This window comes from Arthrobacter sp. NtRootA1 (assembly GCF_019976975.1).
GTDB classification, from domain to species: domain Bacteria; phylum Actinomycetota; class Actinomycetes; order Actinomycetales; family Micrococcaceae; genus Arthrobacter; species Arthrobacter aromaticivorans.
Genome location: NZ_AP024630.1, coordinates 4,286,288 through 4,309,468, shown reverse-complemented (window position 1 = coordinate 4,309,468; position 23,181 = coordinate 4,286,288). Strand labels below are relative to the sequence as shown.

Genomic DNA, 23,181 nt, shown 5'->3' with positions numbered 1-23,181 from the left:
ATTTCTACTCCGTGGATTCAATGAGTTCGGCGAGGTCCTCGAGGTCCGGGGTGTCCCTGAACCGCAACACTACGCGGTCCATCGCTGCCTCGGGGAAGGCGAACGGTGCCTCGTACTCCGCGGAAACCGTACTGACCGGGTCTGAGCCGATGTCCATTCCCCAGAATGACAGGTGGCTGGATGTGGCGCTGATGGTTGTAGCAGCAACCACCTCGTCCTCGTGAAGCAGCTCCGCCAGCGCGGCTTTGTCGTCCCCTGGAGTGAGGCGTAGGCCCACGGTCTGCGGTCCGGTGGGCAACACAGTGTCCGACTTCACCACATCCCGGACGCCCAAAGCATGGTGCTCGAAGATCAGGACATCGTTGCGAACGTAGAGCACGTAGCCGCCTTGCTGGTTGCCGCTGGAAACCAGGACTCCCTCCATGCCCGGGCTGAAGTCGTCCAGGTGGATGGTGAACTGAAGGGCGCGGTCGCTGCCTGTGATCGCGCTGGCCAAGGGAATGTGGCTCTGCCCCGGCCGGAAGACGATCTCCTTGCGATTGACCAAGCCAGCGGGACCCCGGGCGGTGAGCAGTTCCACCAAGGTACGGTCATCCAAGGGGAAGGCCCCCACCCGCTCGGCTTGCTGCCACCACAGTTCCTGCAAGGCCTGCAGCTGTTCCGGTTCAGTGGCTGCGAGGTCGTGCGCCTCGGCGAAGTCTTCCCGGGTGTTGTACAGGCGCCAGTCGTCCCGGCTGTAGTCCTCGCCATGAACGTGGGCTGTGACGGCTTTCCAGTTGCCTTGGCGGATGGCCCGGTGGCCGAGCATCTCCCAGAATTGCGTTTCGCGGGGTTCCTTCGCCTTGGCGTCGACGAACGTCGCAACTGCCGATCCGCCGTCGAACGTTGTATCCGTTTCTATGCCCGCGGCCTCCAGCAAGGTGGGCATGATGTCAATGGCGTGCAGGAACTGGCCTCTGACTTCTCCGGCCTTCTTGATCCCCGCGGGCCAGGAAACGACCAGCGGCGAACGCACGCCGCCAAGGTCAACGAACTGCTTGTAGCGGCGGAACGGCGTGTTGCCAGCCATGGCCCAACCCTCGGGATAGTGGGCGCCCCCCAGGGGACCGCCGAGCTTCGGCAGCAAGCTGACTTGCTCGACGGCGGGCCTGCGGACACCCGAGTACGGCGCGTTGCAATCGACGTCGCCTGTGGGGCCGCCTTCGCGGGAAGCTCCGTTGTCCGACATCACCAGGACGATGGTGTTCTGGTAAAGGTCCATGGCCTTCAGCGCCTCAACAACGCGCCCAATCTGGGCATCAGCGTGCTCCAGGAAGCCAGCGAAAGCCGCCTGTAGGTGGGTGAAGACGTCCTGTTCGGTGCTGTCCAAGTCCTCCCATGCCCGGACCTCTGCCAAGCGTTCCGTCAGCGCTGTACCGTCCGGCACCACGCCCAGTTCCACTTGCCGCTTCAGCCGATCGCTGCGGGTGGCGTCCCAGCCTTTGGTGAAGACGTCGATGTACTTTTCGATGTACTCCTTGGGCGCCTGGAAAGGAGCGTGTGTGGCCCCCAGCGCGAGCTGCAGGTAGAAGGGAGCGTGTGGCCGGTAGGTGGTGTGGTCCTTGAGGAAGCGGATTGATTGCTCGGCCAGGTCCTCGCTGAGGTGGTAACCGTCCCGGTCGGGCGGCTGGATGCTGTGGTTGTCGGCAATCAGTTCGGGGGAGTATTGGTCAGTGCAGCCGTCGAGGAACCCGTAGAAGCGGTCGAACCCGCGGCTCAGGGGCCAGTTGTGGAAAGGGCCGGCGGGGGTGAGCTCGTTCAGGGGCGCCAAGTGCCACTTGCCGGCAAGGAAGGTGCCGTAGCCGTTGCTTCGGAGGAGCTCCGGGAGCATCGGCACGTCGGGACGAACGCAGCCACGGGAGTTGGGGAAGCCGGTATCCGCATCGGCCAGGAAGCGCATGCCCACGGAGTGGTTGTTGCGGCCCGTGAGCAGGCTGGCCCTTGTGGGAGAGCACAGCGGCGTGACGTGGAAATTGGTGTACCTGAGTCCCTGCCCGGCCAGTCCATCGATTGCGGGAGTGTTGATTTCCGAGCCGAAGCAGCCAAAATCGGACCATCCCGTGTCATCAAGGATGACCATGAGAATGTTGGGTTGTGAGCTGTTGGCTCCGTGCTGCTCGGGCCACCAAGCCTCGGATTCGGCAACTGTGGTGCCGATGCGGCCGAGAAATTCGTGCTGCATTACTGCGGTTCCGTTCTGTTTCGGGACGAGATTGCTTTAGAGCTGGGAAGCAGCCACGGACTCGGGGGACGGCTGGGAAACGTTGGCCAGCCGGGTCTTGCGGGATGTCAGGTACAGCGCACAACCGAGGGCGATCAGCGCCACGAGCATGAGATATCCGGAGATGCTCCAGGTGGCGCCGCCAGCGTTGTTCTGGAGGGCTTGGGCGATCAGCGGACCAAAGCCGCCGCCGATCACAGTGGCTACCTGGAATCCAATGGACATGCCCGTGTAGCGGACCTTCGGATCCAGCACCGCGGCAAAGAGCGTGGCCTGCTGGCTAAAGAGCATTCCAACGATCAGGCCGTTGGCGGACATCACCAGGAACAGTGCCAGGACGCTCTTGGTCTCCATGAGCCAGAACATGGGGAAGGCCCAGAGTGCCAAGGCCGCGGTGGCGGTGACCAGGACCCGTCGTGGGCCGAAACGGTCGGAAATGATGCCTGAAATTGGCGTGATGATCAGATTGGTAATGGAGGACGCAATGTTGGCCATCAAGGCCACGGTGGGACTGATGCCCAGGGTAGTTGTGGCGAAACCGATGATGAAGACGCCCTGCATGAAGCCGAGTGTTGTATCGCTGACGTGCACGCCGATCATGGCGAGGATCTGCTTGGGATACCGGCGCAGCGCCACAATCAGTGGCAGCTTTTCCTTGGCGGCGGGAACCGCCACGGTCTTCTCAAAGTCCGGGGTCTCCGTGATCTTCAGACGCAGGATGAGTCCAAAAATCACCAGAACGACGCTCAGCAGGAACGGGATGCGCCAGCCCCAGGCGAGCAGGTCTGCCCGGGATAGTGTGCCCGTGAGGATGGCTACGACGCCGCTGGAGAGAATGACGCCAATGGGAGCACCCGCCTGGACGAGGCTGCCAAAGAAGCCGCGCTTGGCTTCGGGTGCATGCTCGACGGCGAGCAGTGCTGCACCGCCCCACTCACCGCCGAGGCCAATTCCTTGGAGGAAACGGAGCGAGACCAGCATGATCGGTGCCCAAACGCCCACTTGCGCGTAAGTGGGCAGGAACCCGATGCCTACAGTAACCAGGCCCGTGAGGAAGAAGGTGAAGAGGAGCATCTTCTTACGACCAACGCGATCGCCCAGGTGGCCGATGACGATGCCGCCAAGCGGCCTTGCAACGAATCCGACGGCGAACGTGCTCAGTGAGAGGACTGAGGCAAGGCCGGGATCGCCACTGGGGAAGAAGACTGCTCCGAAGACGAGCGCAGCCATAGGGCCGTAGACGAAAAAGTCGTAGTACTCCAGCACCGAACCGATAGTGCTGGCGGTGGCGGCGGTCCATGGCGATGTCTTGCGTGGAGCCGTGGACGGGTGCTTCGAATGTGGGGCGTTCATGTTAGTCCTCGTCGATTAACAGTATCTTTGGGATCGATCTCATTCATGTCCCCAACGAAAGCAATGTATGGATGGGATCGATCTCATAAAGATAGGTGACGCCCGTCACGCGTGTCAAGGGGTGTGCGTGAGGCTTAAAACCGGTCCTCTCTCACATCCTGCGGGTTTTTCCCGGTTCCTCTCTCACATCCCGACGTGTTCCGGCGCTTCTTCTCTCACATCCCGACGCGTTTTGGCGGTTCCTCTCTCACATCCCGGTTCTGTAAGGTCCCAGGGGTCCTTCCAGGCGTAAAATTTTCTGCGTAGGAGGTGGCCCAAATGCATCTAGCCCTCAACACAGCCACTACTGTCCTGCCCGTCGATGACATGAGCCGTGCCCGCATGTTCTATGCGGAGAAGCTCGGCTTGCCGCACCGCGGCAGAACCTGGGATGGAAATGATTTGTTCGGCTACGACGGCGGTCCCATGCTGCAGTTGTTGCCAGTTACGGACGGTAAGCACTCCGGTCACACCGCCCTCAGTTTCGAGGTACACGACATCGAGCGTCTGGTTCAGGAGATGGAAGGAAAAGGCGTAGTTTTCCAGGACTACGACGAAGCCGACATCAAAACGGAGAACCATATCTGCACCACGGACGCCGAAAAGTGTGCCTGGTTCATGGATACCGAGAACAACGTGCTCTGCATCCATGAAACTCTTGGCCAGCAGGCCGAATACCAGCTCTGAACGTCAAGTCAACAAACGCGAAACGCTTTCCCGCATTGGGCGGGGAAGCGTTTCGCGTTTATGGGCTTGGATGTGAGAGAAGAACCGGGAAAAGACGTCGGGACGTGCGAGAGGAACCGGGAAAAGACCCGCGGGATGTGAGAGAGGAACCGGGAAAAGACGTCGGGATGTGAGAGAAGAACCGGGAAAAGGCGTCGGGATGTGAGAGAGGAACCGGGAAAAGACGTCGGGATGTGAGAGAGCGTCAGGCGGCGGTGTGGAGGCCCTCGAATGCCATGCTGATGACGTCGTCGGCTAGTTTCTCGGGGGAGAGTGAGCCGCCCGGCTTGTACCACTCCACGATCGAGTTGATCGTGCCGAACAAAAGCCGGGTGACCGTGCGGGGATCGATGTCCTGTCGCAGGGAGCCGTCTTGCCGGGCAGCGGCTATGAGCGCAGCAACTTTGTGGTCGAAGGCGCGCCGGCGTTCAAGGGCATCGCGTTCGATCTCGGTATTTCCCCGCAAGCGCAGCAGCAAGGTGACGAACGGCAGCCTGTCCACCAGCACCGCGATGGTCTGCCGGAGCACGAACTCGAGTCTCGCATCGGCCGGCCCGGAAGTTGCGGCCGGCTCGTCCAGGATGGCCTCCAAACCGCCCAGGGCGTGGTCCAGGGCGAGCTTCAGCAGATCGCCCTTGGACGGCACGTGGTGGTAGATGGCTGACTTGGAGATTCCGAGGTTCTCGGCCAGGATGCCCATGGACGTTGCATCGTACCCGTGGCGGTTGAAGACGTCGACGGCGATGCGGAGCACCGACTGCTGGTCGTAACCGGGCCGTCCGCGCTTGGTGGTTGTCTCAGTAGGCATGGTGGCATTTTCTCACGATCTCTAGACGGGCTGCCGTTCAGCGACGCTGCATGTCAGCCCTTTGGCCGCAGGTCGTAGATCCGGCGGAGCTTCCCGTTGGAACGCTCAAGGGAACCGGGGTCTACAACTTCAACTACGCAAGAAGACCCCACGTGAATCTTGATCTGTTCGCGCAAGGTGCGGGCCGCCGTCGTGCTTGTCTCTGCGGGGACGTTTTCGCGCCGCTCGATTTTCACAGTTAGCGAATCCATGCGCTTGCCTTCGGGGCGGGTGATTTCGAGCTGGAAGTGCGGGCTGAGCTCGGGGATGCGCAGGGCGATTTCCTCGATCTGGGAGGGGAAGAGGTTCACGCCGCGCAGGATGATCATGTCGTCGCTGCGGCCGGTGATGCGGCCCATCCGACGGTGGGCCGGGCGGGCGGTTCCGGGGAGCAGGCGTGTGAGGTCCTTGGTGCGGTAGCGGATGATCGGCAGCGCTTCTTTTGTGAGGGACGTGAAGACCAGTTCGCCGGGTTCGCCATCGCCCAGGACCGTGGAGTGATCGAACGGATCGATGATTTCGGGCCGGAAATGGTCCTCCCAGATGTGGCAACCGTCTTGCGTTTCAACAGCTTCGCCAGCCACTCCCGGGCCCATGACTTCGGAGAGTCCGTAAATGTCCGAGGCCTTGATGTTCATGGTGGTTTCGAGTTCGTGGCGCATCTCTTCGGTCCACGGCTCGGCGCCTAGCACGGCGAATTTGAGTGAGGTGGAGGTGGGGTCGATGCCCTGGTGCGCCATCGCGTCGGCAATGGTCAGCAAGTAGGTGGGCGTGGCCAGGATGGCGTCAGGCTTGAAGTCCTGGATGAGCTGGATCTGGCGTTCGGTCTGGCCGCCGGACATCGGGATGACCGTGCAACCGAGCGCTTCAGCTCCAGCGTGTGCCCCGAGGCCGCCGGTGAAGAGGCCGTAACCGTAGGCATTGTGGACCTTCATGCCTGGACGGACGCCGGAGGCGCGCAGGGAACGGGCCATCAGGGTTGCCCAGTTGGCGAGGTCGTTTTTGGTGTAGCCCACCACGGTGGGGCGTCCGGTGGTGCCGGAGCTCGCGTGGATGCGCGCCACCTGGTCCTGCGGGACGGCGAACATGCCAAACGGGTACTCCAGGCGGAGGTCTTCTTTAGTGGTGTACGGGAACTTGCCGAGGTCGCTCAGCTCGCGGAGGTCGGTCGGGTGCACGCCGGCTTCATCGAACTTGCGCTTGTACAGCGGCACGCGATCGTAGGCGTAGGCCACCGTGTGCTGTAGGCGGCTGAGCTGAAGTGCTTCAAGCTCGTCGCGGGACATCGTTTCTTCGCGGTCCAAGATGGGGGAGGCGGGCGCGGCGACGGTGTTCTGGGTCATCTGGAGTTCCTACTTCTTGGAGATGGTGCGGCTGCGGCCCCGGAACTCTGCAATGAGTTCTCCGGGATCTTGATCGGGGGTGGCGCCCGCGGCGCCGGGTGAAGCCGCGTAGATCTGGATGTCGTAGAGGCCGCTGCGGCCGGTACTCGCGCGACGGTTTGCGACGGCGGTAATCACCTGGCCTTCGAACGCGGGCTTGATGAAGTTGATGTCGACGCCGGACGCCACCGTGATGTTGGCGGCTTGCTTTGGCGTGGGGTTGGCCGGGTTGCAGGCCAATGCGAAGGCTGTGTCCGCGAAGGCGAAGATCATTCCGCCATGGGCCATCCCGAATCCATTGAGCATTTCCTGGCGGAGGTGCATGCGGATGGTGGCATGGCCGTCGTCGATCTTGAGGACCTCAATGCCCATCCATTCAGACGCGTAGTCGTTCGTCAGGATGTGGTGCGTTGCACCGGAGAGGGTTGTTTCAACCATGCGTCATTGCCTCCAGCTTTATTTACCGAATGTTCATTAGGTAATCCCAGATCGGCCCAACTGTCAAGACTGGACAAGCTCGGGGCGAGGATTTGGTCGAGGCTAGTAGCCTCGTAGACATGCCCGAAATTGAGCTTCCGATCACGACCGAACGACTCATTCTGCGGCGTTTCGAGGCCGAGGACCTTGAGCGGTTCCACGCCTATCAGTCGCTGCCGGAAACCGCCCGGTACCTGTTCCGAAACGAACTGAGCAAGACGCAATCCATGGAGGTCCTGGGCCGCTACGCGAATGCAAAGTTCATGCATGAAGGCGACTGGGCCTGCCTCGCCATCGAACGCCAGGACCGCCCGGGACTCATGGGCGAGATCGTGCTGAAATGGCTGGAGGGAACAGGCCAGGCTGAGCTTGGCTGGATCCTCCACCCCGAGGGCAGGGGGCAGGGAATCGCCACGGAGGCGGCGGAGGCCGTCATGAAGTTGGCTTTCGGCCAGTTGAACTTCCACCGCATAGACGCGAAACTCGACGCGCTAAATACGGGGTCCGCCGGAATATGCAAACGCTTGGGGATGCGGCTGGAGGCCACGCTTGTGGACAACTGGCACTACAAAGGCCAGTGGGCCACCGAGAACATTTATGCGATCCTCGACTCCGAATGGCGGGCGCGCCAAAAGGGCGCCTGACACGGCCGAAACAGCCACCAGGCCGCAGACCCAAGCCAGCCCACCGCCGTCGTGCGTTAATCCTGGATCGGCCAGGTCTTGTGGTGCTTCAGCTGTTCGGTAAGTTGTGCTTCCGGTAACGGCCGGCTGAAGTAGTAGCCCTGCCCGCTGGTGCACCCGATGCTGAGCAGGAAGTCTGCCTGCTCGGCGGTTTCGATCCCCTCCCACACAGCACCGAGGCCGCATGCACGAATGAGTTGCAGGACTGCCGCGAGGAGGGCGGGCTGCGCGGGGTCGCTACCGAGTGCCGAGAGGAGCGTTCGGTCCACCTTGACGGCGTGCACGGGCAAGCGGCGGAGGTAGTCAATGGAGGAGTAGCCGGTGCCGAAGTCGTCGATCTCCATCTCGATGCCCAGCCGTCGGAGGCTGTTCAGCGTGTAGCGGTCAAGGTCGTTGCCTTGAATGACAGCGCTTTCTGTCAGCTCCAGAACCAGCAGCGAGGGGTCCAGCCCGGCCGAGGTCAGGGCTTCGCGGACGTCCTCCACGAACTCCAGCCGCTGGAGGTCTGCGGCGGACACGTTGATGCGCATGTTGAAGTCGTGGCGCCCCGTCAGGGGGTCGCTGCGCCACCGCTGCAACTGCTCGACGGCGGTGCGCAGCACCCAACCGCCGAGATCGGAAATCATCCCCGTTTCCTCGGCAATGGGGATGAATTCATCGGGCATGATCATGCCGCGAGTGGGGTGGTTCCAACGGACCAGGGCCTCGACGCCTTCAATTCCCCGGGTGTCCAAGCGGATGATTGGCTGGTAGTAGAGCACCAGCTGCGAACCGGCGATCGCTTCCTTGAGCTCACCCACGAGTTGGTTGCGCAGTTGCCGGGCAAGGAGCATGTCCGCGTCAAAAACCTTCAGTTTTCCGCGCCCATCCGCCTTGGATTCATACATGGCGATGTCCGCTTCCATCATCAGTTCCTCGGCGCTCTTGCCGGGATCTGCCATCCGAAGGCCCATGCTGGCGCCGCATCGTACGTGCTGGCCGTCGATCTCCATCGGATCGTCCATGGCAGCGAGGATCCGATTACCGATGGAAGCCGCCTTGGCCGGGGTAACGTCCTGCAGCAGGACCGCGAATTCGTCGCCGCCCATGCGGGCCACCATGTCCTCCTCGCGGACGGCAGCGCTGATGCGGGCTGCCACCGTTTCCAGCACTTTGTCTCCGATGCTGTGGCCAAGGGAGTCATTGACGCCCTTGAAGCCGTTCATGTCCATCAGCAGGATGCCTGGCCGTTGGTTGCCATTGGGGTCCCGGTCGAGGGATTCGGCTAGCGCGGCGGCGAAGGCGGAGCGGTTGTGAAGGCCTGTGAGGGGATCGGTCATGGCCATATGCTGCATTTCGCGGTGGGCCTCGTGCAGCTGCCGGGTGCGGGCTGCCACCCGCTGCTCCAGCTCTTCATAGACAATCTGGAGGTCCTCGGCAAGGAGGTTGGTACCCATGATCACGGCGTCGATCTCGTCGCGGGCATCAGAAATTTCAATCCTGGTGTTCAGGTCTCCCGCGGCAAGCCTGACGATGCCATCAAGCAGCCACCCCAGGCGTGGATCTGATGCGGCATTCGACTTTTCCTCGGACATGGTTACTCCCCGTGCGGTTCGCCTCGCTGATCAACCATATCCCGGAGGTACTCGCGAACGGCCGAGCTTCGATCAGGCAGCGCTGCCTGATCGAAAAGGCTTGCGGTTTCGCTGAAGGTCGCCACGGCTTCTTCCCTACGGCCCAAGGCAAGCAAGGTTCTGGCCAGAAGGAAGTGCGACTCCGCGGAGGTTTGGGTGGCGAGGATGGAAGACCTCGCGCACAAGGGCTCAAGGATGGTGAGGGCTTCCTGCATGTCGCCGTTGAGATAGTTCCAGTGGGCGCGGACCAGGGACATTTCCAAATGGTCCCGCTCGGAACCGCCCACGATGTCTGTGGCGAGCTCGGCCCGCTCAATGCAGCGAAGCGTGGCGGCATCACTCAGCCGGGCCTGAAGACGCATTTCCGCCGAGGCGCGATTGAAGCGGGCCCACAAGTCCACGTCCTTGGATGGAGACAGCCGTTCTGACGCAAGATCGTGGTACCGGCTGCCATCCTCAACCCGGTTTGCCAGGAAGGCGACATTGCCGATCACCCAATAGCCCTTGCCCGCGGTGTCTTCGTCAATGTCTTCCGTCAGTAGGGATTCGAGCTCCAAGCACTCACGCCAGGCATCGTCCAGCAAGCGGCTTTCGGCAAGGGAGGCAATGAGTGCACGCTGTGCCAGGATCTGCACGTACACCAGGTCCGCGTCCCGGGCCGCCAGTTTGGCAGCGTCCGCGGCCATGGCAGCAGCCTCCGCCAGACGCCCCAGCCCCTGCAGGGCGACGGCGACCATGGTCCCGGCTTTGGCCCCAAGCTCAGGCGAGGACTCCGTGAGCTCGTGCTCGTTCAGTTCCAGTGCCAATGCCAGGTATTCATCGATCCGGCCTTGGTCCCGGAGGCATTCCGCCTGCAAGTAACGCATGTTCCACCAGGCCACTTCATCCCCGGCATCAGCTGCAAGCTCTGCAGCTTCACCGGCTAAGCGAAAGGCCTCGTCAAAGTGCCGTTCTTTCCATTTTGTGCGCGCATTGAGTCCGGCTACAAGATGGGGGGTTAATTGTGGACTCTGCATGTGCCCATTATCCATGTCCTTGGAGAAGAAAAGCTCGTATAGTTTGTCTCGTGACTTTATTCAAGTCACACCGGTAATTCGCATCAGTATGAAAGGGCATAGCGGATGAAGAAATTTGCGGCAACACTGCTCATGGCAGCAGTCCTGGCAGTAACGGGGCTCGCTGCTCCGGCTAATGCCGAGCCTTCGCAGGACAGCAACAGCACGGCAATCGGCTGGTGGCCGAACAGCACTACCACCAAGACGGAAACCACCACCATAGGTTGGTGGCCGAACTAAATTGGGGGAGCGCCTTTCAAGGCCACATGACTCAAACTGATGCCTCGGGCCATTGCTCGGGGCATCAGTTTTGTTGCGGACTGTGTCGCGGATTAGTGACTTTGCGGGTCAGGTTCCGGCCAACGGTTGACCGGCCTGTCATGGCAGGGTTCATGGCGTCACGAGGCCGTCAAGTGGCAAGGAATGCGCAGTCAACTGGCAATTTGAGGGCGTCAAGGGCCCTTCGGGGACCGTTCAGGGCCCCTAGGGACCGCCTACCGGCAACTCGACCGACACCGTAGTCCCGGAGCCCAAGGTTGAGTCGAAGACCATCCGCCCCATATGCCGGCTGATGATGTCCTGGGCGATCGCCAGCCCCAGGCCACTTCCGGGAACAGCAGCTGCCGTGGCGTTGGAGGCACGGTAGAACCGCGTGAAGATGTGGGGAAGATCGTGTTCGGGGATGCCCAAGCCTGTATCCGCCACTTTGACCAATGCTGCACGGCCACCATCTGCCGAGGCAAACATCGAACTCGTGATGCCAACCCGCCCACCTGCCGGGGTGAACTTGATGGCATTGGCGACGATGTTGGTGAAGACCTGTTCCAGCTTGGCTTCATCGGCGGTGACCTCGACGTCCTCGGTTCCCTCGGTGAAGGACACAGCAACGTGCCGGGACTCTGCCAGAGGCTGCAGGGTGGCCACCACCACCTGGAGGAGCTTGGCAATGTCCACAGGTTTGAGGTCCAGGTTGCTTCCGTCCTGCATGGACACCGTCAACATGTCCTCGATGAGCCGGCGGAGCCTGTCGGAGTTCCTGGCGATCACGTCCAGCATCTTGCTGATGCCCTCAGGAACTGGGCCGCCCGAACCGTCCCTGATCATGTCCAGGTAGGCCGTGATCGAGGTCAGGGGTGTCCGGAGTTCATGGTTCACCGTCGCGAGGAAGTCCGTCTTGGCCTTGTCCAACTGCCTGAGCTGGTGCAGTACGCGTTGCTGGGCGCTGATGAGGTGGCCCTGAATGAGTCCGTGCGCCACGTTGCCGGCGACGTGCTGCATCAATGCGATCTCAGGCCGGGTCCACTCGTGCCGTTCCTCCACCGTGGTGAGAAGGATGATTCCCAAAGCTGCCCCACCTTCGCCCACAGGTAGGAGCACGGACGAGACCGGGTTGAGCTCGCAGGACCATTCCTTGAGCGCCTGGGTAATCCTGGATTCCGGCTGGGTTCGGTGGTCTGTCACAGCAAGAACGTCAGCTTCGGCCCATAGCCTGTTGGCTGCCTCGACGATCAGCTTCTCGCTGTCACCCAATCTGGCGGGGAGCATCGGCGTGCCGGGGCGGTTCCATTGGGCGCGGATCGAGGGAACGCGTTCGTCCCGGAAGGTCGCAAACCAGACGTGGTCCACGCCGAGGGCTTCGCCGAAACCTCTCACCACGTGGTCAGCAATGAGCTGGGGATCGTTGGTTTGCCGGATGGCGGATGACACGTTCCGGAGGCTTTCGCGGAGTGCTTCTACTTCTCCCCGGGACCGGGCACGCTCCCGGGATCTGCCAATCAAGGTTTCTACGCGGTAGACAAGTTCATCGGCACGCACCGGGTTGATCACATAGTCCACGACGCCCCACGCCTGGGCTTCTTCGAGGTCCAGGGATTCGCCGGCATTGAGGAGCAGTAGCACTGGAACGCCAGGACTACGAAGACCATGTGCCAGCGAGTTCTCCAGCACCAGTACAGCGGGACTACCGGCTTCCAGCCGCGCGGCGATCGAGGCGGCGTCTGCCGTGGCGAAAACTTCGAACCCTGCAGCGTTAAGCGCAGCCGTTGTTAAGGCCAAACGACCAGCGTCTGAATCCGCCACAACGGCGGAGCGGGAAACGTGCTGCACATCGGCCCCGTTCTTAGCCACTGAGCCCCCTCCGTTACAACGTTCGTTCACCGTAATTCCAGATTTGGCAACACACTATCAGCGCCACCGCGGGCTTCGGCCCCGCAGGGGCAATTCGTGCTCATTTACGTCGCCGTACGGGGCATTGCGTCAGGGAAGGGAGCCTTTACATTCGGAGCCGGATTCGACAGCCTAGAGGGTGAAAGCCCATGGGGAGGCTTCGTCCTCCTGCCGTCCGCGAGGAAACGCCAAGGAGATCAGTGAGCCAGCCAGCAGCACCGCAAGACCACCAAGAGGTGACGTTCGAGCTGGAACTCGAAGACTCAGGAATCCTCCGGCTAACGTGGCCACGCGGTTCCAGGATCCAGCAGGCGGACGCGCAACGGGCGATGGACCGGGTCAACGAGATCTGCGGTGAGGCGCGCCACCCGATGATTGTGGACATGGCCACAACGGCAGACGTCACCAGGGGCGCCCGTTCCGTGTTCGCCAAACCCTGCCAGGCCTCACGGATCGCCCTCTGGGGTTCGTCTCCCGTGGACAGGGTCATCGCCAATTTCTTCATTGGGATCATGAAACCGCCGTGCCCCACCAGATTCTTCACGTCCGAAACAGAAGCCCTGCTTTGGTTGAAAGAGCAGTAGCGCCACCTATATTTGGAGCATGCTCTCCGCGCTCCGGAAATACCTGCTTATTCCTCGCCTGATCAGGCTTTCCTCGGCCGCGCCCAAGGACCCACTCACAGCATGGGATCGCTATTGGGGCAACGTCCGCTCCACCGGGGCAACCGGGGATGTGTTGTGGGACTCCGGCAGCTCTCATGAACTTGAGGGTTACCTGCCCAAATTTGCCCGGATGGATCAGTCCCTCCCGGTGGTGGACGTGGGGTGTGGCAACGGCAGCTTCACACGCCTGCTGGCCCAGCATTTCCCCCACGCCCTTGGGCTCGATTACTCCGCGAACGCCGTAGACCGCGCACGGCAAGAGTCAGGGGAGATCACGACGGCGTCATTCGCCGTGTGCGACATGACGGCACCTGACGCTGCGCGGACTGTCGTGACGGCCCTTGAAACTGCGGGCTGGACAGGTGATGCCAACGTGTTCATCCGGGGCGTACTGCACGTCCTGGACTCCAAAGGAAGGGCAGCGCTGGCCGCAAACCTGCTGCCCGTCGTCGGATCGCGCGGCAGCGTGTTCCTGGCAGAAACCAACTTTCCCGGCACCCCCGTAGATTACGTTAGCCACCTCGGTGCCACGCGCGACTCCATTCCTGCCCCCTTGGAGTGGGCCATCAAGGGCTTGCCGATGCCGGGCCGCTTCGGCGCCGCCCAGCGCGCCAAGGCGTTCCCGACGGCGGACTGGAACCTTCTGGAGGAGGGCGCGACGAGCATCGAGACCCGGCCGCTGAGCAACCCTTCAGACCCAGACCTCATTCCGGGATACTTCGCCCTGCTCCGCGCCCGGTAACACCGGGCGCTTGGGCACCACGCCCGCTAACAACGCTCCCGCGAGCAACGCGCGCCGCCGCAAGGAGCGGCACTGGGGTCACCGGGGATGTTGAACTGGAATAGATCCGAGTGCCGGTGAACGATCCGCCAGGCGCCGTCCTCGCGGCGGTAGACGTGCGTCGTTCGCATCGTGTAGTCGGCCGGAACGCCATCAACAACGGCGTGGCTGTGCTCCAACCCAACGGTGTAGGCGAGGCTACCGCTGGTACCGGCCGCGACGACCTCGAACTCGAACCCGGTGGCGCCGGCGAACCGGGTGGCCTCCTGGCGGAACTTGGGCTCGAGATCGGTCCAGCCCACTCCGGAGATGTGCGCACCGAACAGGGTGGTGGGGTCCGTGTGCGACCACAGAGCGATGCGTGCTGTCACGTCGCCCTTGTGCAGGGCAACCGTCATGTCCCGCTGCTTCGGCAGGATCTCGGAAAGGAAGGCCTCGGTCTCCGTTCCCATGGCCTGTCGCTCGCCCAACATGGGGCCAGTCCGGCCAGAGGGCAACGGAACGCTGGCCTCTTCAGCCGGAAAATCCGCGTGACGATGCACAATCCGCCAAGTGCCGTCTTCACGACGATAGACGTGGGTCACCCGCAAGTTGTATTTCCTCGGTGTGCCATCGACAGTGGTGGTGGTGTGCTCGTAGCCGACCGTGTAAGCGAGGTCCGCGCTAGCACCGGCTGCGATGATCTCAAGATCGAACGAATCCGAGTGCGAGAACCACGAGGCGACGTTGTGGAACATGGGCTCAAGCTCTGCCCGGCCGCTACCGCTGAGGCTCGCACCGAAGAGCGTGAGCGGATCGTGCTGCGACCACAGCGCGAGACGCGGGCCGGCGTCGCCATCGTGGATTGCGCCGTCCGCGGCTCGCTGCTTCGGAACCATTTCGGCGAGGAAAACATCGGTCTCAGTAGACATGACCAACTCCATTACAGTGAGACTGTTTTGAATACTGTTAGAATGCATCCAATGGGCGCAAAAATCAAGAGGCCGTACGACTCCACCCGCCGCCAGCAGCAGGCTGCGGAGACACGGCGAAGCATCATCGCGGCGGCGAACGAGCTGTTTATCTCGCAGGGATACGGGCAGACCACGGTCAAGCAGGTGGCTGAGCGGGCGGGCGTCGCCGTCGAAACCGTCTACGCAGCGTTTCGCACGAAGGCTGCGCTGCTCCGGCACGTTTGGTACGTCGATTTCCGCGGCGACGAGGCAGAGGTGACCCTATATGACAGGGCGGAGATGCAGGCCATCCTGGCCGAGCCGGACCTGCGCGCCCGGATCCGACGCCACGCCGCATTCGTGACAGCGAGCAATCGGCGGATTGCCCCGCTCCTTGAAGCCCTCACGGGAGCAGCTGCGAGCGAGCCCGACGCCGTCGCCATGCTCACCGAATGGGCCGACCGCCGCTTGGATGTGGCGACGCGTTACGCACACGCCGCGGCCGCCACCGGGCAGCTTGGCGTTGCGGAAGAGGAATGCCGCGATGTGCTGTTCGCGACCATGGACGGAACGCTCTGGAGCCGGATCGTAGGGCAGCGCGGCTGGAGCGATGAACGGTTCTCGGACTGGCTAGCTGCGATGTGGATCAGCATGCTCGTCCGGGAGTAGCCACTAATCCCTCAGGTGTTCTACTTCGTGGCGTTGGGGTGGTGGGTGTGGACGTCGAGCAGGATGACGTTCCCTGCCTCAACGTAGAACCAGATTCTCGCGCCATGTGAAAGCTCGTACTGCCTTCGGCGGTGGCTCACACCCTTGTGTGTCACGAACTCGAGATCACCTTTCATGCCATGGCATGTGGGGTCATCTGCCAACGGATCGGAAGTAAGCCGTTCCCAGGCCTGTACGACGATGTTTCGTTGCACAGCGAGAACGTCAATCCAGCCCTTCCGGGCGTTTGTCGTTCCAAAGATAATTTCGTGTTCGGAGCGGCGCAGTGGGCGAGGGACTGCTTCCTTCCCCGGCGTCACTCGCTGGCTCGGGGATCGTCGACAGCTTCGGACTCGTCCAGCCAGTCAAGCTGGTCATCGGGCGTGTATCCGGAAGCGACAGCCTCAGCCGTTGACCTCCACTCAGCCAGAACGACGAACAACCTTTCAAAGCTCGAAATAGCAGCACAGGCGCGAGCTACTTCCACAATTTCAGCTGCAAATTGCTCTCGCTGGCTATGCGGCAGGAATCCCAGCCAAGGGAACGGAACGAGGAGCCTTTCAGCGAAACTCAAAGCGCCAGGGGCAAGGGAGGCGGCAACGAGGCTCGCTGCCAAGCGCAGCGCCTCATGTTCCCGTTCCACTGTGCTGGACCTGATCAGCGTCAATGGCTCACCGTCACGACGCGTAATCGTGACGGGCCCCTCTTCCGCTGCCCGGAACACCTGAGCGGGGTTCCGGGAAAGGTCCGAGGAGCTAGCTGTGCGGCTGTGCGCGATGGCGGTCATAGACCCATTATTCTGATTATGTTCAGAAGTTGCAATGTGCAGGGTCTCCAGGGAGCGGAGCGCTACTTGAGCCCCGCCCCAGAAAGAAGTTCCGTGGCGTCCAGGGAGTCGGCGACGAACGCGTAGTCCCAAGCCCGCTCCCGCCACTGAACGTACCGGCCTGACGCTCCGCCGTGGCCTCCGTCCATCTCAATCTTCATGACGATCGGTTCCGAGCCAGTGGATGCCGAGCGCAGTGCCTGCACCCACTTGGCCGGTTCCACATACAGCACGCGGGTGTCGTTGAAGGACGTCACGGCGGCGATCTTGGGGTAGGGCACGCTCCGCACGTTCTCGTACGGAGCGTAGGACTTCATGTAGGCATAGGCCTCGGGATCGGTGATCGGGTTGCCCCACTCTTCCCATTCCAGGGCCGACAGGGGAAGCTCGGGGTCCAGGATGCTGGTCAGTGGGTCCACGAACGGCACCTGCGCCACCACTGCCGCATACTTTTCCGGAGCCATGTTGGCAATGGCACCCATGAGGAGGCCGCCAGCGGAACCACCCATGGCAGCAATCCGGGAAGGTTCCACCCAGCCCGAGCCGGCCAGCCAGTCGGTGGCTGCGATGAAGTCGGTGAAGGTGTTCTTCTTGGTGAGCTTCTTCCCATCCTCGTACCAATGGCGGCCCAGCTCCCCGCCACCGCGAATGTGCGCAATGACCATGACGATCCCGCGGTCCAGCAGCGACAACCGCGAAACCCCGAAGCTCGGGTCCATGCTCAACTCGTACGAGCCATAGCCGTACACCAAGCCAGCGGCCGTGCCGTCCTGCTGTACCGAAGCGTGGCGCAGCACGGACAGCGGAATCCGGGTGCCGTCGTCGGCGATTGCCCACTCACGGGCCGCCACATAATCCTGTGGGGAGTAGCCGCCCAGGACCGGGCTTTCCTTGCGCAGCAGTAACTGGCCCGCGGGCTTCCCGGCAGTGGGCAGAACGAAGTCGTAGACGCGGGACGGTGTGAAGTACGAGGTGTAGCCCATGCGAATCACGGGGGCCTCGTAATCGGAACTGGAAACACCGGCCGTGTAGAGCTCTTCGTCGAAGGCCGGCTCCACCGGCGCCTGCTGCTCCGGCGTGCCCAGCCCCGCGAGCGGCAGCACCTGAACACGCTCGATGGTGTCCTTCCGGATGGACAGCACCAAGTGCGTGGACGTGACACCCGCGCCATTGACCCTCACGTCGTCGGAATGCTCGACGACGGTCCGCCAGTGCTGCTCTGCCAGCGGCTTGTTGAGCTCGGCCGGGTCAACCAGGCTCACCATCGAATTGATGGCGTCCTTGTTGTGGGTCAGGAGCAGGGTTTCCTGGCCATCCAGGAGGAAAGGCTCGGCCTCGTAAAGAATGTGCTCCTCGCGAGGGATGACTGTGCTGAGACCGGCGTCGTAATCGTCAAAGCGGAGCAGCCGGGTCTCGCTGAACTCCGAGCAGCCGATGCTGAGCACAAGGTGCCGGCGGTCCGAGGCGAGATCGAAGCCCAGCCACATGGCGACGTCGTCCTCCTGGTAAAGAACCTCATCCTCGGCAACCGGCGTGCCTAATACATGGGCCTTGACTTGGTAAGGGCGCCAGGAATCGTCCACCACGGTGTAGAAGAGGCGGGTGCCGTCCGGGGAGAACGCCACCCCATAGAAGATGTTCTCGATGACGTCCGGCAGTAGTTCGCCCGTGCGGAGGTCCTTGATGCGCAGGGTGAAGCGTTCGTCGCCGGAGTTATCCACCGCATATGCGTAGAGGTTGCCGTCGATGGTCACGGCAGCGCCACCGACGCTGAAGAACGGCTTGCCCTCGGCTTCCACGTTTCCGTCCAGAAGCACCTGCTCACCCGGGATCTCCACGCCCGGCTCAACGGACGGCGGAGTCCAGTCGGCTACGGGGTCACCCGTATTCTGTGCCACCACGCGGCAGTGGATGCTGTATTCCTTGCCCTCCACCGAACGGCTGTAATACCACCAGCCATCCTTGCGATTGGGCACTGACAGGTCGGTTTCCTGGGTGCGGCCCTTGATCTCCTGGAAGATTGCTTCGCGGAGCGGTTCCTGATGGGCCGTCACAGCTTCCTGATAGGCGTTCTCTGCCTTGAGGTGATCCACTACCTCTGCGGATTCCTTGTCCCGGAGCCACTCGTAATTGTCCACGAAGACATCGCCGTGGTGTTCGCGGCGGCTGGGGACATGTTTGGCAACAGGCGGCCGGGGTGCTGAACCGTTGGCAGGGGCAGCGGCAGGCGCGGAGGAAGTGTGGCTCATATGGCAACTCTATAGACGGCGTCTGACACGTAACCAGCGATTTCGCTCAGAGCGCCCAGACGCTCAGTCCACGCCCTGCGAAAGCGTGCTGGCCAGCGTCACACGGTTCCGGCCCGAAGCCTTTGCCGCGTACAGGGCAAGGTCCGCTTCGCGCAGCAACTGCTCCGTCCCCGCGCGGTGCCCATCGGCGAAAGCAGACACGCCCGCGCTGATCGTGAGTATGCCATCGGGGTCGCCGGAGTGCTCGATCTGCAGCGCATGCACAGCTGCCCGGACCCGTTCCATGACAACTTCGGCCCCGGCCGCTGTTTGCTCCCGAAGGACCAGGAGGAACTCCTCGCCACCGAACCTGTACACGCCATCGGACTGACGGACCTCACCGGCAAGGGTCGTGGCGATTGCCACCAGTGCGGCGTCTCCCGCCTGGTGGCCGTAAATGTCGTTGTAGCTCTTGAAATTGTCCACATCCACCATCGCCAGGCAGTAATCCCGCGAGTAGCGGTCACTCCTGCTGTGCAGCTGGCCCAGGTCTTCCGTCAGCTTAAGCCTGTTGTGCAGCTTGGTCAGGGGATCTGTGCGGGCCTGTTTGGTCAGCGCTGTCCGGTACTTTGCGAGGTCAGCATGCAACGAGGTGATGCGTTGCGCGGCCAGTAGGCGGATGTGCAGGTTGAAGGGGTCCAACGGTTTAGTGACGTAATCGTCCGCGCCCGCCTCCATGCCCGCCAGGACGTCCTTACGCGAACCGTGGGAGGTCACCAGGATGACGTACGTATAGGTGTCCTGCTCGCGCTCGCGGATGGCCCGGCAAAGATCCAAGCCGTTCAGGCCCGGCATCATCAGGTCCGTCACCACCGCTGCGGGGGCATGTTCCTGGTATAGATCCCAGGCCGAATCGCCATCCACTGCCACGATGCAATCATGACCGGATTGCTCGACGGCGGCCTTGGTGATCATGCGTGAGATCTGGTCATCGTCGGCGATGAGTACTTTCATGGGGCTCCCATTAATGTGCGCTCGAGTGCCCCATCCACCCGTGCGAGTTCCGAATTTAGTTGGTCGAGTACATGCGTTCCCTGCGCTGCAACATCTGGGCCCGCCTCACGGCCCAGCCGTTCCAAGTCCTTGGCCAAGGCTGCGGCACCTGTAGCGCCGATGTTGGCTGCGGCGCCCGCCAATTTGTGCGCGGCCGCCTCCAGCGCGTTGGCCTGTCCGCTCTCCAGGGCCGAACGCAGCTTCTCCTGGGCGCGCTGGGCTTCCTCGCGGAACGCCCTGACGGCGTCAGGCAACAGGCCCATACCGTCCGCCGGTCCAAGGTCGCGCAGGATCTGCAGCCTGTCCTCATCGAGGACGGTGGCGTCAGGGTCAGCAACGTCAGCGTCATCAGGACCGGCAGCGTCCAGAACAACAACGTTCGACGGCGGTGCTTCCGCCCGCTGCTCCTGGGGCACCCACCGAGCCAGGATGTCACGGAGCTTGTCCAGATCCACGGGCTTGCTGATGTAGTCGTCCATGCCGGCCGCGAAACAGCGCTCGCGGTCCTCGTTCAGGGCCCCGGCCGTCATGGCAATGATGGGGATCCTCACGGTTTTGGAGTCACGCAATCGAATGGTTTTCGTCGCTTCAAAACCGTCCATCACAGGCATGTGGCAGTCCATAAGAACGGCAGCATAGTTTCCGGTGAGTGTCGCGGCAACGGCTTGCGCGCCGTCGTCGACGATGTCTACTTCGTAGCCGAGCCTGTTCGCCATCCCGCGCGCCACCAGCTGGTTGACTTCATTGTCTTCGGCCACCAGAAGCTTGCCCAACAAGAGTTCCGGATCCCGGGGTGGCAGCTCGGGCTGGGTTCCAAGGGGCGTTGGCTTACCCATCGTTTTTGTTGCCACGAGCCGTAGGAGCCGGTTGTAGAACTCGGAGCTCCGCACGGGCTTGGTGAGGTATTCGCGGATTCCCGCGGAGGTGAGATCGGCCTTGTCCACTTGCATGGTGGAGGTCAGGAGAATGATCCCCGGGCCGCCCGAGCCGTTGCTCTCTTCCTTGATTTGGCGGGCCAATTCCAAGCCGTCGACGTCGGGCATGCACATGTCCACCACAGCGATGTCGTAAGGGTGGCTCTCCGAAACAGCCAAACGGTACTCGTCCATTGCAGTGTGCGCATCTGCGACTGCCACGGGCTGCATTCCCCAGCTTGCAAGCTGGGTCTCCAGTACCAAACGGTTGGTGGCGTTGTCGTCCACCACGAGGACTTTGCGGCCGGCGAGGGAGGCGGGCAGGATTCCAGTGTCCGTGGCTGGTGGGCCGACAGGTAGTTCCAGGACAAACCAGAATTTGCTGCCCACTCCCACTTCGCTGTCGAGTCCGATCTCGCCGCCCATGACTTCGGTCAGGCGCCGCGAGATAGCCAGGCCGAGGCCTGTTCCGCCGTAACGGCGTGTGGTGGAAGCGTCTGCCTGGGCGAAGGATTCGAACAACCTGTGGTGGTCTTCGGCGCTAATGCCGATGCCCGTGTCACGGACTTCAAAGCGCAAGGAAGCTTTGTTCGAATCCTGGCTGACCACTGAAACCTGTATTTCCACCTCGCCGGCTGGAGTGAACTTGACCGCGTTGGATGACAGGTTCAGCAGGATCTGGCGAATCCGCCCGGAATCTCCCATGAGCCGTTCCGGCACATTCGGGTGGCAGTAGGAGATCAGCTCCAGTTCCTTGCTTTGGGCTTGCTCGGCTACCAGTCCAGCTACCTCTTCCACGAGCACCCGGGGATCGAAGGCTGTAATGTCCAGGTCCACTTTCCCGGCTTCCAGCTTGGAGAAGTCCAGGATGTCGTTGATGAGCGTCAGGAGGACCTCGCCGGCGCCCTTGACTCCCTGGGCGTACTGCCGCTGGACATCGTTCAGGCGTGTGTCCATCATGAGCGACGTCAGGCCGATCACGGCATTGAGAGGGGTCCGGATCTCGTGGCTCATGGTCGCCAGGAACTCGGACTTGAGCCTACTTGATTCCAGCGCTGCTTCCCGGGCAGCCAGGAGTTCGGCCTCAGACGCTTTGCGTTCGGTGATGTCCCGGGAAATCGTGGCCACGCCCCTGATGCCTGATTCGCCCCGGACGGGGGAAAGCGTTACGGAAACCGGAATGATGGTGCCGTCTCCACGTTGGCGAAGGGTCTCAAAGTTCTGTACGGCACCACTTTCGGCCGTCGTTCTGAGAGCCTCGTGTTCGTCCTCCCGAAACTCCTCGGGGATAAAGAAGTCGCTGTTCCTGCCTATGGCCTCCGCCGCCGTGTAACCAAAAATCCGTTCCGCCCCCGGATTCCAACTGAGGATCTCGCCCTCAGGCGTCTTGCCAATGATTGCATCGCCGGAGGAGTTGACGATTGCGCCCAAGCCCTCCAGCTCCACCGTGCGGGCGGCCACCTTGGACTCGAGGTCCCGCGTAAGCGTCACATTCTCGACGACGATCAGCACCTGCCGCACGATCACGAAGACCAGGACAGTCAGGCCCGTGATCAGCAGGATCGGGTCTGTCATGTTGATGGCTCGGCTGCGGTTGAACAGGACTGCGCCGAAGACGGGAACGTATGGAAGGAGCTCCAGGGCGGCAGCATACGTGCGTCCGTCCTTCTTGCTGCTGCTGGTCTCCGGAGCCAGAGGGCTGAATCCGACGAGGAGGAAGGCTGCTACCCAGCCGAGTGCCAAGGGGGAGCCCGTCACACCTGTGACGCCTTCGGTGGTGAGCCGCACGTAAGTGAGGTCGGTCAAAGCGAGCACCAGGAAGCCCAAGCCAAGGCACAACCACGGAAGGCGCCGGCCCCGGGCGGCCCGCATTGTCAGGACGATGAGCAGGGAGACCATCACCACGTCCACGAACGGGTAAGCCAACGTGGTCAGGAAGGCAAGGGTGTCCTCGTTGCCCGCCTCGATCACCGGCCCCAAGACTGCGCCCCATGCGATGAAGAGAACGGCGCTGGCCACCGTTCCGACGTCCAGGATGGTCCGGAGGACTGATATGCGGACACTGCCGCCCTTGGAGAGCAGGACAAGCCCGACGGCGACTGGCAGCGCATAACCGACGAACCCAATGTCGGAAGCCGATGGGAAGGGGTAGGCGTGGTCCAGCACTATGCCGTTGAAGGTCCAAAATGCTTGGCCACAGGACCAAAGAGCCAACCCAGCAACAACGAACCATCGGGCGGTTGTGTTGCCATGGCCGCGTAGGGCCGCACCTGTGTGTGTCATCAGCGCAGTCAGTGCGGCGGTAAGTATCGCCAAGTCGCCTGCCAGCTGCGCTGTGGGTGTGCCGAAACCGCTGCCGAGCCCGACGGCCAAAAGGACCGCGCACACTCCGACTGCTACGAGGAAAAGCGGCATTCCCTGCCTTGACCATGAGCGCACCGGAAGAACCTCGTGCTTCACTCCTGCCACTGAA

The 23,181-nt window shown here is 62.3% G+C and carries 20 protein-coding genes; 6 read left to right on the top strand and 14 right to left on the bottom strand.

Going from position 1 to position 23,181, the window contains the following annotated elements; all coding sequences use genetic code 11:
- Nucleotides 1–4: 4 nt before the first annotated feature.
- Nucleotides 5–2,221, bottom strand: a complete 2,217-nt coding sequence (locus LDN90_RS19565) for an arylsulfatase (RefSeq protein WP_223946780.1) — start codon at nt 2,219–2,221, stop codon at nt 5–7.
- Nucleotides 2,222–2,257: 36 nt separating this feature from the next.
- Nucleotides 2,258–3,613 (bottom strand): MFS transporter, encoded by a 1,356-nt coding sequence (locus tag LDN90_RS19560; protein ID WP_223946779.1) that lies wholly within the window; start codon nt 3,611–3,613, stop codon nt 2,258–2,260.
- A 318-nt stretch (nt 3,614–3,931) separates the two neighbouring features.
- On the opposite strand from LDN90_RS19560, the gene LDN90_RS19555 reads away from it, so the two are divergent.
- Nucleotides 3,932–4,339, top strand: a complete 408-nt coding sequence (locus LDN90_RS19555; protein ID WP_216926360.1) for a VOC family protein — start codon at nt 3,932–3,934, stop codon at nt 4,337–4,339.
- 244 nt (nt 4,340–4,583) lie between these two features.
- Here the strand turns inward: LDN90_RS19555 and LDN90_RS19550 are convergent, their stop codons facing one another.
- The 3 genes from LDN90_RS19550 to LDN90_RS19540 are packed head-to-tail and all read right to left on the bottom strand — an operon-like array spanning nt 4,584 to nt 7,045.
- Complete coding sequence (locus LDN90_RS19550) at nt 4,584–5,186, bottom strand: TetR/AcrR family transcriptional regulator (protein ID WP_223946778.1); 603 nt, start codon at nt 5,184–5,186, stop codon at nt 4,584–4,586.
- 53 nt (nt 5,187–5,239) lie between these two features.
- Nucleotides 5,240–6,568, bottom strand: coding sequence for a phenylacetate--CoA ligase PaaK (gene paaK / locus LDN90_RS19545; protein WP_223946777.1), 1,329 nt, complete (start codon nt 6,566–6,568; stop codon nt 5,240–5,242).
- A 9-nt stretch (nt 6,569–6,577) separates the two neighbouring features.
- Nucleotides 6,578–7,045, bottom strand: a complete 468-nt coding sequence (locus LDN90_RS19540; protein WP_216926363.1) for a hotdog fold thioesterase — start codon at nt 7,043–7,045, stop codon at nt 6,578–6,580.
- A 119-nt stretch (nt 7,046–7,164) separates the two neighbouring features.
- Between LDN90_RS19540 and LDN90_RS19535 the strand changes: the two genes are divergently transcribed.
- Complete coding sequence (locus LDN90_RS19535; RefSeq protein WP_216926364.1) at nt 7,165–7,728, top strand: GNAT family protein; 564 nt, start codon at nt 7,165–7,167, stop codon at nt 7,726–7,728.
- Between the two features lie 56 nt (nt 7,729–7,784).
- On the opposite strand, the gene LDN90_RS19530 is transcribed toward LDN90_RS19535, so the two are convergent.
- Together LDN90_RS19530 and LDN90_RS19525 are read right to left on the bottom strand one after the other, a co-directional pair.
- Nucleotides 7,785–9,341 (bottom strand): EAL domain-containing protein, encoded by a 1,557-nt coding sequence (locus LDN90_RS19530; protein ID WP_223946776.1) that lies wholly within the window; start codon nt 9,339–9,341, stop codon nt 7,785–7,787.
- 2 nt (nt 9,342–9,343) lie between these two features.
- Nucleotides 9,344–10,396: a hypothetical protein gene (locus tag LDN90_RS19525; RefSeq protein ID WP_223946775.1), complete on the bottom strand. Its 1,053-nt coding sequence runs from the start codon at nt 10,394–10,396 to the stop codon at nt 9,344–9,346.
- 105 nt (nt 10,397–10,501) lie between these two features.
- Here LDN90_RS19525 and LDN90_RS19520 point away from each other — a divergent pair, with 105 nt between their 5' ends.
- Nucleotides 10,502–10,675: a hypothetical protein gene (locus LDN90_RS19520; protein WP_216926367.1), complete on the top strand. Its 174-nt coding sequence runs from the start codon at nt 10,502–10,504 to the stop codon at nt 10,673–10,675.
- A 243-nt stretch (nt 10,676–10,918) separates the two neighbouring features.
- On the opposite strand, the gene LDN90_RS19515 is transcribed toward LDN90_RS19520, so the two are convergent.
- The gene (locus LDN90_RS19515; RefSeq protein ID WP_223946774.1) at nt 10,919–12,562 is read right to left on the bottom strand and encodes an ATP-binding protein; all 1,644 of its coding nucleotides are present in this window, start codon (nt 12,560–12,562) and stop codon (nt 10,919–10,921) included.
- Between the two features lie 239 nt (nt 12,563–12,801).
- Here LDN90_RS19515 and LDN90_RS19510 point away from each other — a divergent pair, with 239 nt between their 5' ends.
- Nucleotides 12,802–13,185 carry an STAS/SEC14 domain-containing protein gene (locus LDN90_RS19510; protein WP_216926369.1) on the top strand — a complete coding sequence of 128 codons (384 nt, stop codon included), beginning with the start codon at nt 12,802–12,804 and terminating at the stop codon, nt 13,183–13,185.
- Nucleotides 13,186–13,204: 19 nt separating this feature from the next.
- Complete coding sequence (locus LDN90_RS19505) at nt 13,205–14,008, top strand: class I SAM-dependent methyltransferase (RefSeq protein WP_223946773.1); 804 nt, start codon at nt 13,205–13,207, stop codon at nt 14,006–14,008.
- 26 nt (nt 14,009–14,034) lie between these two features.
- Here LDN90_RS19505 and LDN90_RS19500 read toward each other — a convergent pair whose 3' ends face one another.
- Nucleotides 14,035–14,958, bottom strand: a complete 924-nt coding sequence (locus LDN90_RS19500; protein ID WP_223946772.1) for a nuclear transport factor 2 family protein — start codon at nt 14,956–14,958, stop codon at nt 14,035–14,037.
- Between the two features lie 51 nt (nt 14,959–15,009).
- On the opposite strand from LDN90_RS19500, the gene LDN90_RS19495 reads away from it, so the two are divergent.
- Nucleotides 15,010–15,648, top strand: coding sequence for a TetR/AcrR family transcriptional regulator (locus LDN90_RS19495; protein WP_223946771.1), 639 nt, complete (start codon nt 15,010–15,012; stop codon nt 15,646–15,648).
- Between the two features lie 20 nt (nt 15,649–15,668).
- On the opposite strand, the gene LDN90_RS24230 is transcribed toward LDN90_RS19495, so the two are convergent.
- From LDN90_RS24230 to LDN90_RS19475, 5 genes are all read right to left on the bottom strand, one after another.
- Nucleotides 15,669–15,803 (bottom strand): hypothetical protein, encoded by a 135-nt coding sequence (locus LDN90_RS24230; RefSeq protein WP_263426269.1) that lies wholly within the window; start codon nt 15,801–15,803, stop codon nt 15,669–15,671.
- Nucleotides 15,804–16,003: 200 nt separating this feature from the next.
- The gene (locus LDN90_RS19490) at nt 16,004–16,474 is read right to left on the bottom strand and encodes a type II toxin-antitoxin system Phd/YefM family antitoxin (RefSeq protein ID WP_223946770.1); all 471 of its coding nucleotides are present in this window, start codon (nt 16,472–16,474) and stop codon (nt 16,004–16,006) included.
- A 62-nt stretch (nt 16,475–16,536) separates the two neighbouring features.
- On the bottom strand, nt 16,537–18,762 hold the full coding sequence (locus tag LDN90_RS19485; RefSeq protein WP_223946769.1) for a S9 family peptidase: 2,226 nt from the start codon (nt 18,760–18,762) through the stop codon (nt 16,537–16,539).
- Nucleotides 18,763–18,825: 63 nt separating this feature from the next.
- Nucleotides 18,826–19,755: a diguanylate cyclase gene (locus LDN90_RS19480; RefSeq protein ID WP_223946768.1), complete on the bottom strand. Its 930-nt coding sequence runs from the start codon at nt 19,753–19,755 to the stop codon at nt 18,826–18,828.
- Nucleotides 19,752–23,123: a response regulator gene (locus tag LDN90_RS19475; RefSeq protein WP_223946767.1), complete on the bottom strand. Its 3,372-nt coding sequence runs from the start codon at nt 23,121–23,123 to the stop codon at nt 19,752–19,754. The genes LDN90_RS19480 and LDN90_RS19475 overlap by 4 nt, the downstream gene beginning before the upstream one ends.
- Between the last annotated feature and the right edge of the window lie 58 nt (nt 23,124–23,181).

Coding starts and splice junctions, on each gene's coding strand:
- paaK (WP_223946777.1), bottom strand. CDS start 6,568: ATGACCCAGAACACCGTCGCCGCGCCCGCCTCCCCCATCTTGGACCGC.
- LDN90_RS19565 (WP_223946780.1), bottom strand. CDS start 2,221: ATGCAGCACGAATTTCTCGGCCGCATCGGCACCACAGTTGCCGAATCC.
- LDN90_RS19525 (WP_223946775.1), bottom strand. CDS start 10,396: ATGCAGAGTCCACAATTAACCCCCCATCTTGTAGCCGGACTCAATGCG.
- LDN90_RS19485 (WP_223946769.1), bottom strand. CDS start 18,762: ATGAGCCACACTTCCTCCGCGCCTGCCGCTGCCCCTGCCAACGGTTCA.
- LDN90_RS19495 (WP_223946771.1), top strand. CDS start 15,010: ATGGGCGCAAAAATCAAGAGGCCGTACGACTCCACCCGCCGCCAGCAG.
- LDN90_RS19505 (WP_223946773.1), top strand. CDS start 13,205: ATGCTCTCCGCGCTCCGGAAATACCTGCTTATTCCTCGCCTGATCAGG.
- LDN90_RS19555 (WP_216926360.1), top strand. CDS start 3,932: ATGCATCTAGCCCTCAACACAGCCACTACTGTCCTGCCCGTCGATGAC.
- LDN90_RS19475 (WP_223946767.1), bottom strand. CDS start 23,123: ATGCCGCTTTTCCTCGTAGCAGTCGGAGTGTGCGCGGTCCTTTTGGCC.
- LDN90_RS19535 (WP_216926364.1), top strand. CDS start 7,165: ATGCCCGAAATTGAGCTTCCGATCACGACCGAACGACTCATTCTGCGG.
- LDN90_RS19540 (WP_216926363.1), bottom strand. CDS start 7,045: ATGGTTGAAACAACCCTCTCCGGTGCAACGCACCACATCCTGACGAAC.
- LDN90_RS19480 (WP_223946768.1), bottom strand. CDS start 19,755: ATGAAAGTACTCATCGCCGACGATGACCAGATCTCACGCATGATCACC.
- LDN90_RS19530 (WP_223946776.1), bottom strand. CDS start 9,341: ATGTCCGAGGAAAAGTCGAATGCCGCATCAGATCCACGCCTGGGGTGG.
- LDN90_RS19560 (WP_223946779.1), bottom strand. CDS start 3,613: ATGAACGCCCCACATTCGAAGCACCCGTCCACGGCTCCACGCAAGACA.
- LDN90_RS19550 (WP_223946778.1), bottom strand. CDS start 5,186: ATGCCTACTGAGACAACCACCAAGCGCGGACGGCCCGGTTACGACCAG.
- LDN90_RS19500 (WP_223946772.1), bottom strand. CDS start 14,958: ATGTCTACTGAGACCGATGTTTTCCTCGCCGAAATGGTTCCGAAGCAG.
- LDN90_RS19490 (WP_223946770.1), bottom strand. CDS start 16,474: ATGACCGCCATCGCGCACAGCCGCACAGCTAGCTCCTCGGACCTTTCC.
- LDN90_RS19520 (WP_216926367.1), top strand. CDS start 10,502: ATGAAGAAATTTGCGGCAACACTGCTCATGGCAGCAGTCCTGGCAGTA.